Here is a 14,429-nt window from a genome sequence, read left to right as displayed (position 1 = left end):
TCACTTCCAGCCCACCTCAGTTCGGTTCCTGCGACGCTGCCTCCGTACAGCGACCGGGCCCGAGCCCGAAGCTCCTGGGGAGAGAATCCTGTCCACCGCAGCCATCGCACTGCCGATCCTGGCCGAGACCGAGGACTCCTCCGGCAGCGGTTTCCACGCGCCCGGCATCGAGGAGTTCTTCCCGCCCGCCATCTTCGGCAGCACGGACCTCGACTCCTGGTTCGGCTTCGACCGGATCATGATGGTCCGAGTGATCGTCACGGCGGTCCTGCTCCTGCTGCTCTGGCTCGGCGTCCGCCGAGCGAAGCTGGTTCCCTCCCGCGGTCAGAGCATCATCGAACTCGGTGTCGACTTCATCCGGGTCCAGATCGCCGAGCAGGTGATGGGCAAGGAGCGCGCCAAGCCCTACCTGGCGATGCTGACCACGATCTTCTTCACGGTCCTGGCGATGAACCTCGCCGGGGTGGTCCCGTTCCTGAACATCGCGGGTACCTCACGGGTCGGGCTTCCGCTGGTGCTCGCCCTCTGGGTGCTGGTCGTCTACCTCGCGGCCGGCGTCCGCAAGCACGGCGTCGGCAAGTACCTCAAGGCGCAGCTCTTCCCACCCGGGATCCCGTGGCCGGCGTACCTGCTGATCACCCCGATCGAGGCGCTGCAGGTGTTCATCCTGCGCCCCGCCACCCTCACGATCCGGTTGCTCGCGAACATGATGGCCGGGCACCTGATGCTGGTGCTGTGCTTCTCCGCCACCAACTTCCTCCTCCTGGAGGGCGGCGGCCTGATCAAGCTCACCAGCGTGCTCGCGTTCGGTGGCGGCATCTTCATCACGCTGTTCGAGGTGTTCGTGGCGCTCCTGCAGGCCTACATCTTCACCTTGCTCGCATCGATCTATCTCAATTTCGCTCTGGAAGAGGAGCACTGAGCCTCTCTCCCCGGGCATGGCTCGCATCCTGAGCCGCCCCGTCCGCAGAACCCCAGACGCTCACCCCGAGCGCCTTCAGGAAGGAAATGCAGTGGAAGGTATCACCGGAAACATTGCCACCGTCGGTTACGGTCTCGCGACGATCGGCCCCGGTATCGGTCTTGGTGTCATGATCGGTCAGACCCAGATCGCCACGGCGCGTCAGCCCGAGGTCGCCGGCCGACTGTTCACGAACATGATGATCGGTGCGGCACTCATCGAGGTGCTCGGTCTGCTCGGCCTCGTCGCCGGGCTGATGTTCACCTGATCGTCCTTTCCCCCTGGCGTTGGAGTACCCCATGATTCACGCACACGAGGCCGCGCCGAACCCGCTCCTGCCCGCCGGCTACGACATCGTCTGGTCGCTGGTGGTCACGGTCATCATCGCCTTCTTCTTCTTCAAGTACCTGATGCCGAAGCTGAACGCGATCCTGGACGAGCGGGCGGCGAAGATCGAGGGCGGTCTGGCCCTGGCCGAGAAGGCCCAGGCCGAGGCCGCCTCGGCGAAGGCCGACGTGGAGCGCGAGCTCGCCGAGGCCCGCAAGGAGGCTGCCGGCATCCGCGAGGAGGCCGTCAGCGACGGCGGGCAGATCGTCATCGACGCGCGCACCAAGGCCCAGGCCGAGGCCGCCCGGATCGCCGAGAACGCGCAGCGCCAGATCGACGCCGAGCGTCAGGCGGCCGTGGTGTCACTGCGCTCCGAGGTCGGCGGCCTGGCCTCCGAGCTCGCCTCGCGGATCGTCGGGGAGTCCCTCACCGACGACGCGCGGCAGTCGCGTGTGATCGACCGGTTCCTGGACGAACTGGACGCGGGCGTGCCCTCGGGCGCAGCCCCGTCCCGCGACCAGGAGGCCTGATGCGGGCGAGCAGCCAGGGATCACTGACCGCCGCCACCGACCGCTGGGAGGCGGTCATCGGGGCAGCGGGCGCCGACGCGTTCACGTACGGCACCGAGCTGTACGGCGTGGTCGACGTCCTGGACGGCTCGGCCGCGCTGCGGCGCGCCCTCACCGACCCGTCCCGGTCCGGTGAGGACAAGGCCGCGGTGGTGGCCGGCATCTTCGGCGCCAAGGTCAGCGGCGCCGTCGCGGACCTGCTGGCCGGCCTGGTCCGGTCCCGGTGGTCGGCCGAGGGTGACCTGGCGGACTCGCTCGAGCAGTTGGGCACGTCTTCGCTGCTCGCCAGCGCCGAGTCGCGCGGTGAACTCATCCGGGTCGAGGACGAGCTGTTCCGGACCATCCGGCTGCTCGCCGACAACCGGGAACTGCGGCTCGCCCTGGCGGACGTCGACCGTTCCGTCGCGGACCGGCAGGCTCTCCTCACGACGCTGTTCGGTGCCCGGGTCGCACCGGAGACCGCCGCCCTGCTCGAGCGGGCGCTGAGCACGCACCGGGCGCCTACGCTGACGGCGGCCCTGGTCCGCCTCAACGAGGCCGCCGCCGCGCGCCGGCAGCAGCTCGTGGCCGTGGTCACGGCGGCGAACCCGCTGTCCCAGGCCCAGGTCGCCCGACTCGGCACGATCCTCGCCCGCGCGTACGGTCGCGCCGTGCAGGTCAATGTGGCCCTGGACCCCGCGGTCGTGGGGGGTCTGCGGATCCAGCTCGGTGACGAGGTCATCGACGCCACGATGCTCTCCCGCCTCGACGAGGCACACCGACGGCTGGCCGGCTAGCCGCCCGGTCCCACAGGATCCGGCCAGGCCGCCGGTTCCCACCGGGGCCGAACACCCGCACACTTGATGAGACGAACCGATCGCCACGAGGCGGTCAGAGAAGAAGGACGTAGAGATGGCTGAACTGACGATCAAGCCCGAGGAGATCCGGGCTGCGCTGGACAGCTTCGTGAACTCCTACGAGCCCAGCGGTAGCGCGGCCGAGGAGGTCGGCACCGTCACCCTCGCGGCGGACGGTATCGCCCAGGTCGAGGGTCTTCCCGGGGTCATGGCGAACGAGCTGCTCAAGTTCGAGGACGGCACTCTCGGCCTCGCGCTGAACCTCGACGTGCGGTCCATCGGTGTGGTGGTGCTCGGTGAGTTCAGCGGCATCGAGGAGGGCCAGCCGGTGCGCCGCACCGGCGAGGTGCTCTCGGTGGCGGTCGGCGACGGCTACCTCGGCCGCGTGGTCGACCCGCTCGGTCAGCCGATCGACGGTCTCGGCGAGATCGCCACGGAGGGTCGCCGCGCCCTCGAGCTCCAGGCCCCGGGCGTGATGGCCCGTAAGTCGGTGCACGAGCCGCTGCAGACCGGCCTCAAGGCCATCGACGCGATGATCCCGATCGGACGCGGCCAGCGTCAGCTGATCATCGGCGACCGGCAGACCGGCAAGACCGCGATCGCGCTGGACACGATCATCAACCAGAAGTCCAACTGGGACAGCGGCGACCCCACCAAGCAGGTCCGCTGCATCTACGTCGCCATCGGCCAGAAGGGCTCCACGATCGCCTCGGTGCGCAGTGCGCTCGAGGACGCCGGGGCGCTGGAGTACACGACCATCGTGGCCGCTCCCGCGTCCGACCCGGCCGGCTTCAAGTACATCGCCCCGTACACCGGCTCGGCCATCGGCCAGCACTGGATGTACGACGGCAAGCACGTCCTGATCGTCTTCGACGACCTGTCCAAGCAGGCCGAGGCCTACCGTGCGGTGTCCCTGCTGCTGCGCCGCCCCCCGGGCCGCGAGGCGTACCCCGGTGACGTGTTCTACCTGCACTCCCGCCTGCTCGAGCGTTGCGCCAAGCTCTCCGACGAGCTCGGCGGTGGCTCGATGACCGGCCTGCCGATCATCGAGACCAAGGCGAACGACGTGTCGGCGTACATCCCGACGAACGTCATCTCGATCACCGACGGTCAGATCTTCCTCCAGTCGGACCTGTTCAACGCCGACCAGCGCCCCGCCGTCGACGTGGGTATCTCCGTCTCCCGTGTGGGTGGCGACGCGCAGGTGAAGGCGATGAAGTCGGTGTCCGGGACGCTGAAGATCGACCTGGCCCAGTACCGCTCGCTCGAGGCGTTCGCGATGTTCGCCTCCGACCTGGACCCCGCCTCGCGCCAGCAGCTCACCCGGGGTGCGCGCCTCATGGAGCTGCTGAAGCAGCCCCAGTACTCGCCGTACCCGGTCGAGGAGCAGGTCGTCTCGGTCTGGGCCGGCACGAACGGCTACTTCGACAAGGTCGAGCTGCACGATGTGCGCCGCTTCGAGCGGGAGCTGATCGACCACGTCCGCCGTCACACCGACGTGCTGGACGCGATCGTGTCCACCGGCAAGCTGGACGACGTCAACACGAAGGCACTCGAGGAGGCCGCGGACAAGTTCCGCACCACCTTCCTCGGCTCCGACGGCGCGAGTGCGGTCGGCACCGAGGCGACGGACGAGGACGTGGACATCGACCAGGAGCAGATCGTCCGGCAGAAGCGGGGCTGATCGATGGCCGGGCAACAACGGGTCTACAAGCAGAAGATCAGGTCGACCCAGACGCTGAAGAAGATGTTCCGCGCCATGGAGCTGATCGCGGCGTCCCGGATCGGTAAGGCCCGGGACCGCGCGGTCAAGGCGAGCCCGTACACGCGGGCGATCACCCGCGCGGTCTCCGCGGTGGCCTCGCACACCGACATCGACCACGTCCTGACCAAGGATCGGACCGACACGAACCGGGTCGCGATCCTGGTCGTCACCGCCGACCGCGGCCAGGCCGGCGCCTACTCCGCGACCGTGCTGCGCGAAGCGGAGCAACTGCGCCACCAGCTGATCGAGGACGGCAAGGAACCGGTGCTGTACGTGACCGGGCGGCGCGGGGTGAGTTTCTACACCTTCCGCGGCATCGAGCTCGAGCAGACCTGGCTCGGCGACTCCGACAACCCGAAGGTCGAGGTCGCCGAGGAGATCGGGCAGACCCTGCTCGACGCGTTCCGGGCCCCAGCCGACTCGGGCGGGGTCTCGGAGCTGCACGTCGTCTATACCCGGTTCCGCTCGATGGTCTCCCAGGAGCCCCAGGTGCTGCGGATGCTGCCTCTCGAGGTCGTCGAAGGGGTGGCGGAGCCGACCACCGAGGTGCTGCCGCTGTACGAGTTCGAGCCGTCCGCCGAGGCCGTGCTCGACGCGCTGCTGCCGCGGTACATCCGGAGCCGGATCTTCAACTCCCTGCTGCAGGCGGCGGCGTCCGAACTCTCAGCGCGGCAGCGTGCGATGCACACCGCGACCGAGAACGCGCAGGACATCATCACCAACTACACACGGCTTGCCAACCAGGCCAGGCAGGCCGAGATCACCCAGGAGATCAGCGAGATCGTCTCGGGTGCCGACGCCCTGGCCGCGAGCTGAGCACCAACCACACCGAAGGATCGCTATCCATGACTGCTACCGCCACTGACACCACGGCGCCGGGCGCGAGCGGCCCCGGCGTGGGTCGTATCGCCCGCGTGATCGGCCCCGTCGTCGACATCGAGTTCCCCCCGGACGCCATCCCGGAGATGTACAACGCGCTCAAGACGACCCTCACCCTCGGTGACACCACCAGCGAGATGACGCTCGAGGTCGCGCAGCACCTCGGTGACAACCTCGTGCGGGCCATCGCCCTGAAGCCTACCGACGGCCTGGTGCGTGGTGGCAAGGTGACCGACACCGGCGCAGCGATCTCGGTGCCCGTGGGCGATGTGACCAAGGGCAAGGTCTTCAACGTGATCGGCGAGGCGCTCAACCTGCCCGAGGGGGAGACCCTCGAGGTGACCGAGCGGTGGCCCATCCACCGCGAGCCGCCGGCGTTCGACCAGCTCGAGTCCAAGACCCAGATGTTCGAGACCGGCATCAAGGTCATCGACCTGCTCACCCCGTACGTCCAGGGTGGCAAGATCGGCCTGTTCGGTGGCGCCGGGGTGGGCAAGACCGTGCTCATCCAGGAGATGATCTACCGCGTCGCAGCCGACCACGGCGGTGTGTCCGTGTTCGCGGGCGTCGGCGAGCGCACCCGTGAGGGTGGCGACCTGATCGCCGAGATGGAGGAGGCCGGCGTCTTCGACAAGACCGCCCTGGTCTTCGGCCAGATGGACGAGCCGCCGGGCACGCGTCTGCGCGTGGCCCTGTCCGCGCTCACGATGGCGGAGTACTTCCGCGACGTGGCCAAGCAGGACGTGCTGCTGTTCATCGACAACATCTTCCGGTTCACCCAGGCCGGTTCCGAGGTCTCCACGCTGCTCGGCCGGATGCCCTCCGCGGTGGGTTACCAGCCGAACCTGGCCGACGAGATGGGTCAGCTCCAGGAGCGGATCACCTCGACCCGCGGCCACTCGATCACCTCGCTGCAGGCGATCTACGTCCCGGCCGACGACTACACCGACCCGGCCCCGGCGACCACGTTCGCGCACCTGGACGCGACCACCGAGCTCTCCCGTGAGATCGCCTCGCGTGGTCTGTACCCGGCCGTGGACCCGCTGGCCTCGACCTCCCGGATCCTCGACCCGCAGTACGTCGGTGAGGAGCACTACCGGGTGGCCACCCAGGTGAAGGCGATCCTGCAGAAGAACAAGGAACTGCAGGACATCATCGCGATCCTCGGTATCGACGAACTGTCCGAAGAGGACAAGATCACCGTGAACCGGGCCCGCCGGATCCAGCAGTTCCTGTCCCAGAACACCTACATGGCGGAGAAGTTCACCTCGGTGGCCGGCTCGACCGTGCCGCTGTCCGAGACCATCGAGGCGTTCGGCAAGATCACCGCCGGTGAGTACGACCACGTCTCGGAGCAGGCGTTCTTCAACATCGGAGGTCTGGAGGATCTCGAGCGCAACTGGGCCCGGATCCAGTCCGAGACCAACTGACCTCACCACGGTAGGCCGATCCGGCCGGCGCCCCCCGCGGCGCCGCCGATCGGCCCACCGGACGATCGAACGAAGGAGGGCGGCGTGCCGCTCAACGTGGAGATTGTGTCCCCGGACCGCACCTGGTGGTCCGGCGAGGCGGTGAGCGTCGGCGCGCCCGCGGCCGACGGCGACCTCGGCATCCTGACCGGGCACCAGCCCGTGCTGGCCGTGCTGCGCCCGGGTGTGGTCCGGGTCCGTCCGACCTCCGGGGAGCCGGTCACGATGGACGTGGACGGCGGGTTCATCTCGGTCGACCAGGACTCGGTGACGATCGTGGTCGACCCCACCACCGGCGAGGACCGGACGTCCGGAGAGAACTGAGCCACCCGGAATGAGGATAGCGATCGCCGTCGGAGTCGTCGCGATCGCGTTCGCCCTGGTGCTGGTCGGCCTCTTCCTGTGGCGCCTGCGTGCCCTCACCCGCCGGGTCGGCTCGTTCGAGTGCGCGAAGAACACCGGCAACCACTGGCTGGCCGGAATCGCCAGCTACACCCGGGACCACCTCGACTGGTACGAGGTGGTCTCGCTGTCCCTGCGCCCGACCACGCGATGGGAACGGCGCGAGCTCGACATCCTCGACCGGTCCCGGCGTGAGGTCGACGGGCGCCTGAGCAGCGTCAGCGAGGCCCGGTGCGTCTACGCCGGCAGCGAGTTCCTGCTCGCGGCGAACGATCAGGCCCTCGACGGTCTGCGGTCCTGGCTGGAGGCGGCGCCGCCGGACCCGAACACGTCCCGTATCGTCTGAGGACACCCCGTTCGAGCGCCGGTGACCGATCGGGCGACCGCGCCCGCGGTTCGGCCCGGCCCGGTCCGGAAAGGAACGCACGCATGCGGATCGTCATCGCCGACTGCTCGGTCGACTACTCGGGACGGCTGACGGCGCACCTGCCGCTGGCCCGCCGGGTGCTCATGGTCAAGGCGGACGGCTCGGTGCTGGTGCACTCCGACGGCGGCTCGTACAAGCCACTGAACTGGATGTCGCCGCCGTGCCGGCTCACCGAGGCGGAGCCCGACGAGGCTCAGGCGCAGGCGGGCGTCACCGGCGTCTGGACGGTCCAGAACACGAAGACCGACGACCGTCTGGTGGTCTCGCTGCACGAGGTGCTCTCGGACACCAGCACCGAGCTCGGCGTGGACCCCGGCCTGGTCAAGGACGGCGTGGAGGCGCACCTGCAGAAGCTGCTCGCCGAGCAGATCACCCTCCTCGGCGACGGGCACACGCTGGTCCGGCGGGAGTACCCGACGGCGATCGGCCCCGTGGACATCCTGGCGAAGTCGGCCGGCGGGGCCTCCGTGGCCGTGGAGATCAAACGCCGCGGTGACATCGACGGCGTCGAGCAGTTGACCCGCTACCTCGAGCTGTTGAACCGCGACCCGCTGCTCGCGCCCGTGGACGGGGTGTTCGCGGCCCAGGAGATCAAGCCGCAGGCACGCGTGCTCGCCACCGACCGTGGGATCCGCTGCGTGGTGCTGGACTACGACGCCATGCGCGGCATCGACGACGTGGACTCGCGCCTGTTCTGACCGGTCGTACGGGTGCCCGTCGGCGAGCGGACTGACCTGCACGGGGTGAGCCGACCGCCGGCGATCGGACACAATGGGTCCATGTCACCGCTCACGCCCGCCCCGGAACCGATCGCGCTGCGTGGACGGGTGGTGACGCCGGAGGCGGTCCTGGCCGACGGCGTCGTGGTGCTCGACGGCGGTCGCATCACCTGGGTGGGTCCGGTCGCCGACGCGCGGGCGGAGGCGGGCGCACCGCCCGCCGCAGTGGCGGCGGGCGCCCGGGCGGCCTCCGACCGGACGATCCTGCCCGGGCTGGTCGACCTGCACAACCACGGTGGGGCCGGGGTCGGCTTCCCGGATGCCGCCGACGCCGGGTCCGCCCGCCGAGGCGTCGCCGAGCACCTGGCACATGGCACGACCCGCATGGTCGCCTCCCTCGTCACGGCCGCACCGGATACGTTGCGGGCCCGGGTGGCCACCCTCGCGGAATTGGCGGACACCGGTGAAATCCTCGGGATCCACCTGGAGGGTCCGTTCCTGAACGCCGAGCGCCGCGGCGCCCACGACCCGACGTTGCTCATCGACGGTGACCCGGTCCTCACCGCGGAGCTGCTCGCCCTCGGCCGGGGTCATGTGGTGTCGATGACGATCGCCCCCGACTCGCCGGGCGTGGTCGGGCCCGGGGGCGTGGCGCAGACCCTGATCGCCGGGGGCGCGGTGCCCTCGTTCGGCCACACGGATGCGGCAGCGCCGGCCATGCGTGCGGCCCTGGTCGAGGCCGTGACGGCGATGGCCGGCGGCGCCCGGAGCCGACCCACCGTGACCCACCTGTTCAACGGGATGCGACCGATCCACCACCGCGACCCGGGTCCGGTGCCGCCGGCGCTGGCGCTGGCCCGGCTGGGACAGGTCGTGGTCGAACTGATCGGGGACGGCACCCACCTGTCCGCCGACCTGGTCCGGGAGGTCTTCGACCTGGTCGGCGCGGAGCACATCGCGCTGGTCACCGACGCGATGGCCGCCACCGGCATGGCCGACGGGCAGTACCGGCTCGGCGGCCTGGCCGTGCAGGTCACCTCGGGCGTGGCCCGGCTCGTCGAGGGCGGTTCGATCGCCGGTGGCACCGCGCACCTGATCGACGTGGTGCGGACCACCGTCGACGGCGGTGTTGGCCTGCGCGAGGCGGTCCTGGCCGCCTCCGCCACCCCGGCCACGGTGCTCGGCACGGCGGACCTCGGTGCCTTGCGGGTGGGGAACCGGGCCGACGTCGTCGTCACCGACGCAGACCTGCGGGTGCAGCAGGTCTTCCGCGACGGTGTGGACGTGGCGGAGCCCATCGTCGCCACCTGATCGGGCGCTGCCCACGCTCGGATCCAACCTTCGTCGCGCGGTCGCAGACCGCCTCCCCGGGGCGACGGTAGGGTGCGACCGTGACCGTGGAACTGCGACCCGATGTCCGACCCGAGGCCTGGCGCGGCGCGGTCGGCTGGGAGGCCCGTGACGGCGCGCTGCGGGTCTGGCGGCTGCTGCCGGGCCTGGTGGACCGGGCGTTCGCGCCGGAGCTGGTCGCCATGGCACGTCAGTCCGCGGGCGTGCGTCTCGAGGTCGTCACCGACGCCGAGAGCGTCGAGCTCGACGGCGAGCTCGTGCTCGACGTCATCCGTGACACGCGCGTGGACGTGGTGGTCGATGGCGTGCTGCACCGGCGGGTCGACATCGATGCGGGACCGTTCACCATCCACGTACCGTTGCCCGCCGGCGAGCACCGGTTGCAAGTGTGGCTGCCGCAGGACGGCGAGACCTGGATCAGGTCGGTGCGGCTCACCGGCTCGGCGCAGGCGGGCCCGGACCCAGCCACACGCTGGACCGCTTACGGATCCTCGATCACCCAGTGCAGCGCCGCAGGCGGACCGAGCGAGACGTGGCCGGCGCTCGTCGCCCGAGCCCTCGACTGGGACCTCACCTGCCTCGGATTCGGCGGCCAATGTCACCTCGACCCGGTCGCTGTCCGCACGATCACTGGGATTCCGGCGGACGTCGTCAGCCTGTGCCTTGGCATCAACGTGCAGGGCGGCGCAACGATGTCGCAGCGCACGTTCGGCCCGCAGGTCGCGGGGTTGATCGACCAGGTGCGCGCCGGACATCCGGCGGCGGCGATCGCCGTCATCACCCCGATCGTGTCCGCGCCGCTGGAGACCACGCCGAACGCGGTCGGGGTCACCCTCGAGTGGATGCGTGAGGCCATCGCCGACGTGCTCGCGGGCACCGACGACGACCGGCTGCACCTCATCGACGGACCGACCATCATCGGTCACCAGGACCGGCATCTGCTCTCCGACGAGGTGCACCCCACGGCCGACGGGTATCGCCTGATGGGTGAGCGGCTCGCGGCGGCGCTCGGCCCGCTGCGGGGCTGATCTTCCGATCCGGGGTTCAGGCGGGCACCACGAGTTCCGGCGCGGCCATCACCAGCAGCACGACGCAGACGACGGCGACCGCCATGCTCAGCGCGAACGGGAGCCGGCTGCGCGTACGGATCCTGGCGACGACACCGGCCGAGGCAGCGAGGACGAGGACGAGGGCGGCGACGGTGCCGGCCCAGGCGCCCGGGCCCGGCGGACGGTCCGGGCCCAGGACGACGACGACGGTCGCGAGCATCAGGACAAGCGGCGCGAGCAGGCTCGACCCGGCCCGCCCGATCCGGTGCGGCAGCCCCCGGACGCCCGTTCGCCGGTCGTCCTCCAGGTCCGGCAGCGTGTTCGCCACGTGCGCGCCGACCCCGAGCAGTGCCGTCGCGATGACTGCCCACGGTGCGGCGGATGCGCCTGGCACGCAGGCCATCACGACGAAGATGGGCAGCAGTCCGAACGAGACGGCGTACGGCACCCAGGACAGCGGCGTGGACTTCAGGACGAGGTTGTAGGACCACGCACTGGCCACCGCGGCCAGGTGCACGGCCCCGGCTGCCCAGCCCGTGGCCAGGGACAGGACGACGCAGGCAGCCAACGCCAGTAATGCCACCCGGCGCAGCAGCCCGATCGAGACCGTGCCGGCAACGACGGGCTTGTCCCCACGCGCGACGGCGGCGTCACGTCCCGCGTCGATCCAGTCGTTGGACCAACCGACCGAGAGTTGCCCGGCGAGCACCGCGAGTGTGACGAGGACGGCTCGCGACGCACTGGCGCCGACACCGAGGGCGAACGCCGCGGCCAGCACGGTCACGACGGCCGTCGGGCCAGGATGGCTGGCGGAGCGCAGACCACGGGCGGTCCGGGTCCAGGAACTCACGTGTTCTCCTCCTCGCACCGCCCCGCACGTCAGCGGCTGGCGCTGCCGACGAGTCCCCTGCGTGACACGATGCCACGATGTCGCGCCTTCTTGCCGTCGGAACCGCGCTTCCCGGGCGCGCGCATCCCCAACAGGACATCATCGACACGATCGGTCCACTGCTCAGCACGAATCCGGCGCGGCGGGCCGCCCTGGCCCGGCTACAGCGCTCCAGCGGGGTGCGTACCCGGCACCTGACGCTCCCACTCGAGGAGTACGGTGCGCTGACGTCGTTCGGCCGCGCCAACGACCTGTTCATCTCCGAGGGCACGACGCTCGCGGAGGAGGCGTGTCGCAGGGCACTGAGCCGAGCCGGTATCGCGGCGGCCGAGGTCGACTTCCTGCTGTTCACGTCCGTCACCGGGATCTCGGCGCCATCCATCGACGCCGCGCTGGTCGACCGGCTCGGGCTGCGCAGCGACGTCCGGCGGATGCCGTCGTTCGGTCTGGGCTGCGTGGCGGGCGCCGCCGGGATCGCGCGGGTGCACGACTATCTGGCCGGCCACCCGGAGCACGTCGGTCTGCTGGTCTCGGTGGAACTGTGCTCGCTGACGTTCCAGCGGGACGACGACTCGACGGCGAACCTCGTCTCGAGCGCCCTGTTCGGCGACGGTGCCGCCGCCGTGGTGCTGGTGGGGGAGAGCCACCCGGCCGGTCGGGTCGGGCCTCCCGGCCCGGAGGTGTTGGGCAGTCGTAGCTCGCTCTACCCGGGTACCGCAGACCAGCTCGGCTGGCACATCAGGGACACCGGCTTCGCCATCATGCTCTCGGCCGGACTGCCGGAAGTGATCGCCGAGAACCTCGCCGGCGACCTGGCGACCCTGCTCGACGAGCATTCGCTCGCCCGCGAGAACGTCGGCACGTGGGTGGTGCACGCGGGCGGCCCACGCATCTTCGACGCCGTCGCCGGCGCACTCGACCTGGACGACCGCGACCTGCAGGTGAGCCGCGACTGCCTCGCCGCCGTGGGCAACCTGTCATCCTCATCGGTCCTGCACGTCCTGGCCGATACCCTCGAGCGCAACGGGCCGGCCCCCGGGGCCTACGGAGTGCTGTTGGCGTTCGGGCCGGGCGTGTGCGCGGAACTCGTCCTGCTGCGGTGGGGGGTGCCGCAGTGAGCCCGACCTTCGTGCTGTTCGTCGTGGTGGTCGCCGCGACCGCGCTCGAGCGGCTGCTCGAACTGGTCGTCTCGGCCCGGCACGCCCGGTGGGCATTCGATCACGGCGGAGTGGAGCGGGGGCGCGGTCACTTCCCGGCCATGGTCGCCCTGCACACCGCGCTGCTGGTCGCGTGCGTGGTCGAGGCGTGGTTCGCGGACCGCCCGTTCCTGCCGGTCCTCGGCTGGACGGCGCTGGCCGCGGTCCTGGCCAGCCAGGCACTTCGCTGGTGGTGCATCGCTACGCTCGGCCGGCGATGGAACACCCGGATCATCGTCGTTCCCGGCCTTCCGCTCGTCCACGCGGGCCCCTACCGGTGGCTGCGCCACCCGAACTACGTCGCCGTGGTCGTGGAGGGACTCGCCCTCCCGCTGATCCACACGTCGTGGATCACCGCCGTGGTGTTCACCGTGCTCAACGCCGTGCTGCTGCTGAGGTTCCGGATCCCGGCCGAGGAACGCGCCCTCGCGGAGGCGACCCGGTCCGGCGGCCACGCGTCCGCAGGAACGGGCCAGTGAGCCGGGCGAGCACCGACATCCTCGTCGTCGGGGGCGGTCCGGTAGGGCTGGCCGTCGCGATCGAGGCCCGGCTGGCCGGCCGTGAGGTGGTGGTCGTCGAGCCGCGCACCGCTCCCATCGACAAGGCATGCGGCGAGGGTCTGATGCCCGGCGCGCTCGCGGGCCTGCACCGGCTCGGTGTCGACCCGGCCGGACACGCCCTGACCGGCATCAGTTACCGGGACCGTCGCCGGCACGTGGACCACCTGTTCGTCACCGGGCCCGGTCGCGGGGTTCGCCGCACCACGTTGCACGAGGCGCTGTACGCGCGCAGCATCGACCTCGGTGTGGAGCATGTGCGGGCCCGGGCGGACCGGATCAGCCAGTCGCCCGACGGCGTGCGGGCGGCGGGGGTCGCGGCACGGTTCCTGATCGGGTGCGACGGCCTGCACTCCACCATCCGTCGCGCCGCCGGCCTGGCGGTCGCGCCCCGAGGAGCGCGGGACCGCCGCCGGTTCGGACTGCGTCGGCACTTCCGGGTGGCTGCCTGGACCGACCTCGTCGAGGTGCACTGGGGCGCTGGGGTGGAGGCCTACGTGACGCCCGTCGCCGATGACACGGTCGGGGTGGCGTTGCTCGGTCCGGCCGGCGTCGACTACATGGACGCCCTCGCCACGTTCCCCGAGATCCGGGCCCGGCTGCGCGGCACGGAGCCGCTCGGACCGGTCCGCGGAGCCGGTCCGTTGCAGCAACGCTCCCGCCGACGGGTGGCAGGGCGGATCCGGCTCGTCGGAGACGCGTCCGGCTACGTCGACGCGCTGACCGGTGAGGGCCTGAGCGTCGGCCTGGCCCAGGCCCGGGCCGCGGTGGCGACCCTCGACGACGGCCCCGAGGCGTACGAACGGGCCTGGGCCCGGGCGACCCGGGACTACCGGCTGCTCACCAGTGGCCTGGTGCGCTGGGCCACCTCACCCGGGCGCGCTGCCATCGTGCCGGTCGCGGCCCGGGTCCCGCCGCTGTACGGGGCGATCGTCGAGCGGCTGGCCCGGTAGCCGCAACCGGACGGCGGTCTTGGGCTCAGACGAGTCGTGGTGCCCCGATCCGGAAGTTCACCAGCGGGGCGAAAGAACGTC

16 protein-coding genes are annotated in these 14,429 nt (G+C 70.8%); 15 read left to right on the top strand and 1 reads right to left on the bottom strand.

Translation table 11 applies throughout. The annotated features are described in order from the left end of the window. Nucleotides 1-85: 85 nt before the first annotated feature. The 12 genes from atpB (at nt 86) to EXU48_RS07195 (ending at nt 10,732) form a co-directional block, all read left to right on the top strand. Nucleotides 86-922 (top strand): F0F1 ATP synthase subunit A, encoded by an 837-nt coding sequence (gene atpB / locus EXU48_RS07250; protein ID WP_133106959.1) that lies wholly within the window; start codon nt 86-88, stop codon nt 920-922. Between the two features lie 91 nt (nt 923-1,013). Further along, entirely contained in the window at nt 1,014-1,229 is a 216-nt protein-coding gene (atpE, locus tag EXU48_RS07245) for an ATP synthase F0 subunit C (protein WP_268958153.1), read from the top strand. A 31-nt stretch (nt 1,230-1,260) separates the two neighbouring features. After that, nucleotides 1,261-1,818 carry a F0F1 ATP synthase subunit B gene (locus tag EXU48_RS07240; RefSeq protein ID WP_133106958.1) on the top strand — a complete coding sequence of 186 codons (558 nt, stop codon included), beginning with the start codon at nt 1,261-1,263 and terminating at the stop codon, nt 1,816-1,818. Continuing rightward, nucleotides 1,818-2,633, top strand: a complete 816-nt coding sequence (locus EXU48_RS07235) for a F0F1 ATP synthase subunit delta (protein WP_133106957.1) — start codon at nt 1,818-1,820, stop codon at nt 2,631-2,633. Before EXU48_RS07240 ends, EXU48_RS07235 begins: the two co-directional genes overlap by 1 nt. A 115-nt stretch (nt 2,634-2,748) precedes the next feature. Further along, nucleotides 2,749-4,377, top strand: a complete 1,629-nt coding sequence (atpA, locus tag EXU48_RS07230; protein ID WP_133106956.1) for a F0F1 ATP synthase subunit alpha — start codon at nt 2,749-2,751, stop codon at nt 4,375-4,377. A gap of 3 nt (nt 4,378-4,380) precedes the next feature. Beyond that, on the top strand, nt 4,381-5,274 hold the full coding sequence (locus tag EXU48_RS07225) for a F0F1 ATP synthase subunit gamma (RefSeq protein ID WP_133106955.1): 894 nt from the start codon (nt 4,381-4,383) through the stop codon (nt 5,272-5,274). A gap of 29 nt (nt 5,275-5,303) precedes the next feature. Continuing rightward, nucleotides 5,304-6,767 (top strand): F0F1 ATP synthase subunit beta, encoded by a 1,464-nt coding sequence (gene atpD / locus EXU48_RS07220; RefSeq protein WP_133106954.1) that lies wholly within the window; start codon nt 5,304-5,306, stop codon nt 6,765-6,767. Between the two features lie 84 nt (nt 6,768-6,851). Continuing rightward, nucleotides 6,852-7,130, top strand: coding sequence for a F0F1 ATP synthase subunit epsilon (locus tag EXU48_RS07215; protein WP_133106953.1), 279 nt, complete (start codon nt 6,852-6,854; stop codon nt 7,128-7,130). A gap of 10 nt (nt 7,131-7,140) precedes the next feature. Beyond that, the gene (locus EXU48_RS07210) at nt 7,141-7,554 is read left to right on the top strand and encodes a DUF2550 family protein (RefSeq protein WP_133106952.1); all 414 of its coding nucleotides are present in this window, start codon (nt 7,141-7,143) and stop codon (nt 7,552-7,554) included. Between the two features lie 83 nt (nt 7,555-7,637). Then, nucleotides 7,638-8,333 (top strand): endonuclease NucS, encoded by a 696-nt coding sequence (gene nucS / locus EXU48_RS07205; RefSeq protein ID WP_133106951.1) that lies wholly within the window; start codon nt 7,638-7,640, stop codon nt 8,331-8,333. Nucleotides 8,334-8,414: 81 nt separating this feature from the next. Next, nucleotides 8,415-9,665: an N-acetylglucosamine-6-phosphate deacetylase gene (locus EXU48_RS07200; RefSeq protein ID WP_133106950.1), complete on the top strand. Its 1,251-nt coding sequence runs from the start codon at nt 8,415-8,417 to the stop codon at nt 9,663-9,665. A gap of 80 nt (nt 9,666-9,745) precedes the next feature. Continuing rightward, the gene (locus EXU48_RS07195) at nt 9,746-10,732 is read left to right on the top strand and encodes a GDSL-type esterase/lipase family protein (protein WP_133106949.1); all 987 of its coding nucleotides are present in this window, start codon (nt 9,746-9,748) and stop codon (nt 10,730-10,732) included. A gap of 16 nt (nt 10,733-10,748) precedes the next feature. On the opposite strand, the gene EXU48_RS07190 is transcribed toward EXU48_RS07195, so the two are convergent. Further along, nucleotides 10,749-11,603: a UbiA family prenyltransferase gene (locus tag EXU48_RS07190; RefSeq protein ID WP_133106948.1), complete on the bottom strand. Its 855-nt coding sequence runs from the start codon at nt 11,601-11,603 to the stop codon at nt 10,749-10,751. Nucleotides 11,604-11,680: 77 nt separating this feature from the next. On the opposite strand from EXU48_RS07190, the gene EXU48_RS07185 reads away from it, so the two are divergent. Genes EXU48_RS07185 through EXU48_RS07175 form a run of 3 tightly spaced genes read left to right on the top strand, consistent with a single transcriptional unit; the run spans nt 11,681 to nt 14,348 of the window. Next, nucleotides 11,681-12,760: a type III polyketide synthase gene (locus EXU48_RS07185; protein WP_133106947.1), complete on the top strand. Its 1,080-nt coding sequence runs from the start codon at nt 11,681-11,683 to the stop codon at nt 12,758-12,760. Further along, complete coding sequence (locus tag EXU48_RS07180; protein ID WP_235856889.1) at nt 12,757-13,317, top strand: isoprenylcysteine carboxyl methyltransferase family protein; 561 nt, start codon at nt 12,757-12,759, stop codon at nt 13,315-13,317. Before EXU48_RS07185 ends, EXU48_RS07180 begins: the two co-directional genes overlap by 4 nt. After that, a complete protein-coding gene (locus EXU48_RS07175; RefSeq protein ID WP_165962716.1) occupies nt 13,314-14,348 on the top strand; it encodes an NAD(P)/FAD-dependent oxidoreductase in 1,035 nt (344 codons plus the stop codon). Before EXU48_RS07180 ends, EXU48_RS07175 begins: the two co-directional genes overlap by 4 nt. Nucleotides 14,349-14,429: the final 81 nt, after the last annotated feature.

The sequence above is a fragment of the Occultella glacieicola genome (genome assembly GCF_004353825.1).
Classification (GTDB): domain Bacteria; phylum Actinomycetota; class Actinomycetes; order Actinomycetales; family Beutenbergiaceae; genus Occultella; species Occultella glacieicola.
Note: the sequence above shows the minus strand (reverse complement) of the source record. Positions and strands in the feature narration are given on the sequence as shown.